The sequence below is a fragment of the Aquiflexum lacus genome (assembly GCF_015476655.1).
Taxonomy (GTDB): domain Bacteria; phylum Bacteroidota; class Bacteroidia; order Cytophagales; family Cyclobacteriaceae; genus Aquiflexum; species Aquiflexum lacus.
Genome location: NZ_JABFHF010000061.1, coordinates 1 through 2,645 on the forward strand (window position 1 = coordinate 1; position 2,645 = coordinate 2,645).

3 protein-coding genes are annotated in these 2,645 nt (G+C 45.3%); 2 read left to right on the forward strand and 1 reads right to left on the reverse strand.

What is annotated here, in order from left to right:
* On the reverse strand, positions 1-194 hold a 194-nt coding region (locus HMJ38_RS25475; RefSeq protein ID WP_228780268.1), incomplete at its 3' end, for a hypothetical protein.
* Between the two features lie 73 nt (positions 195-267).
* On the opposite strand from HMJ38_RS25475, the gene istA reads away from it, so the two are divergent.
* Both istA and istB read left to right on the forward strand, forming a co-directional pair.
* Positions 268-1,794 carry an IS21 family transposase gene (gene istA / locus HMJ38_RS24970; protein ID WP_194977177.1) on the forward strand — a complete coding sequence of 509 codons (1,527 nt, stop codon included), beginning with the start codon at positions 268-270 and terminating at the stop codon, positions 1,792-1,794.
* A gap of 32 nt (positions 1,795-1,826) precedes the next feature.
* Positions 1,827-2,552, forward strand: a complete 726-nt coding sequence (gene istB / locus HMJ38_RS24975; RefSeq protein ID WP_194977178.1) for an IS21-like element helper ATPase IstB — start codon at positions 1,827-1,829, stop codon at positions 2,550-2,552.
* The last annotated feature ends 93 nt before the right edge of the window (positions 2,553-2,645 follow it).

Sequence of the window (2,645 nt, forward strand, 5' to 3'; positions counted from 1 at the left end):
TGTATATTCCGATCCATCTTGACCACCTGTTCCGGTGATGCTGACCACTTTTTTCCGATGATGTTGACCACCCCTTTTAGGGGCCAATAACTTCTTCGAGGGATAAAATTCCGGTGATCTTGACCACTGTCAATCCGGCCATCCTGACCACCCCACCAAGTGGTCAACATTGCCAGAATGACAATCCTGACCACTTATGTTTTTTCAGTTATCGTTTGCTTTACAGAAAAACTAGCACTGTAAAGTATGGCAGGAACAACGATAACTATGAGCAATCTTAAACAGATAATCCGCCACCGTGACAACGGCATGGCATTGCAGACCATCTCCAAAACTTTGGGCATTGCCCGTAATACGGTCAAAAAGTACCTACAGTTGGTTGACTCCAAAGGTTTGACCTATGGAGAGCTTCTCTGCAAGAGTGATGAGGAACTCGATGCACTGCTCAATGATCCTGACCAAAAATCCGAACAGAGATATCAGGATCTTCAGTCCTTCTTCCCGTTTATGGAATCAGAACTCAAAAGAACCGGTGTAAACCGCTGGGTCTTATGGGGAGAATACCGTCAGAAACATCCTGACGGTTATAGCTATTCGCAGTTTTGCGACAACTACAGACAGTGGCGTATGGGTTTATCCGCCAGTATGCGGTTCGAACATTTGGCGGGCGACAAACTTTATATAGATTTTACAGGTGACAGATTGTTTATTGCAGATCCCGTTACCGGGGAAGTGACGCACATGGAGGTATTTGTCGCCACTCTTGGACACAGTCAGTACAGCTATGTGGAAGCCATTCCCTCACAAAGGAAAGAGGACTTTATCGCCGCCACAGAAAATGCTTTACATTACTTTGGCGGTGTTCCCAGAGCCCTTGTTCCGGATAACCTAAAAAGTGCTGTCACCAAAGCCGATAAGTATGAACCGGTGATCAATCCGGATTTTCTTGACTTTGCCAACCATTACGGCTGCGTTGTTTTTCCTGCCAGGAGCAGAAAGCCACAGGATAAGGCTTTGGTTGAAAAGACTGTGGCCATTGTTTACAGCAGAATCTACGCCCCTATCAGGAACAGGGTATATCATGACATCAGAACCTTGAATGAGGACATCCGTCACCACCTCAATACCCATAACTGCACACCTTTCCAAAAAAGGCCTGAATCAAGAAAGGAGCTTTTTGATAGGGAAGAAAGGAATGCCCTGGCCCCCTTGCCATCAGAAAGGTACGAACTCAAACAGTTTAAATATGCCACGGTAACCAAAACCTCCCACATATGCCTGAATCCAGAAAAACACTATTATTCCATTCCCTACAGGTACATCGGAAAAAAAGTGAGGATTGTGTACTCGGCCAGTTACGTTTCTGTTTTCTTCGACGGTGAAAGGATCGCTTTTCATAAAAGGAGCCTAAAGGAACGCGGATATACTACGGTCCAGGACCATATGCCCTCTGCCCACAGGTTTGTAAGCGATTGGAACCCGGACTTTTTTCTAAAATGGGCAAAAGGGATACATCCCGAAGTCCGGCATTATATCCAGGTGATCCTTGACAGTTATCCCTATCCCGAGCAGGCATACAAAAGCTGTCTGGGAATTCTGGGATATGATAAAAAGGTGGGCAGGGAAAGACTTGTCGGCGCAGTCAGGCGTGCCTCCCACTACAATACCTATAATTATTCGGTCATCACAAGGATACTCAGAAGCGGAATGGATACAATTCCTTTTGGGACAGAAAAACAGAATGACAACCCGGTCCAGCACGAAAATATCAGGGGGGCTGAAAGCTTCAGATAATTATTTACCATAAAAACCAATTATATAAAATCATGACACAGAGCATAGCGTTAAACCAGATGTCCAAAATGAGGTTCCATGGAATGATGGAGGCATACAGAACCATATTGGACAGCAACAGACACCATGACCTCAATCCCGAAGAGCTTGTGAACCATCTTCTTCAGGCAGAATGGGAAGAAAGGGAAAACAAAAAAATCGACAGGCTTTACAGGACTGCAAAGTTCCGCTACAGTGCCACTGTTGAGGAACTCGAGTTCTCCCCGCAGAGAGGGCTTGACAAAATGCATATCCTCAGGCTTGCCGATATGTCTTTTGTAAAAAGGAAAGAGAATGTACTTGTTACAGGGGCTACAGGATCCGGCAAAAGCTACATTGCTTCGGCCCTTGGCAATCAGGCGTGTATGCAGGGGATCAGGACACAGTATCACAATACCACCAAGCTTTTCTCGAAACTCAGAATGATGAAAGCCGATGGGTCATACCTGAAGGAGATTGCAAGGATTGAGAAACAGGATCTGCTCATTCTCGATGACTTCGGAATCCAGCAACTTGATGAAATGGCCAGAATGGCACTGCTTGAAATAATAGAAGACCGGCACGGGAGAGCTTCTACAATTGTGGTGTCACAACTCCCGGTCACAAAATGGTTCGAAACAATAGGTGACAGTACCATTGCCGATGCCATCCTTGACAGAATGGTACACACAGCACACAGAATAGAGTTGAAAGGTGAATCAATGAGAAAAAAACGATAACTTTAATCGCCATTAAAACGGTAACTGAATACCCTTGATCAAAGGGTGGTCAAGATAGCCGGATCGGTGGTCAAGATCATCGGAATCTACAAT

Coding starts and splice junctions, on each gene's coding strand:
- istA (WP_194977177.1), top strand. CDS start 268: ATGAGCAATCTTAAACAGATAATCCGCCACCGTGACAACGGCATGGCA.
- istB (WP_194977178.1), top strand. CDS start 1,827: ATGACACAGAGCATAGCGTTAAACCAGATGTCCAAAATGAGGTTCCAT.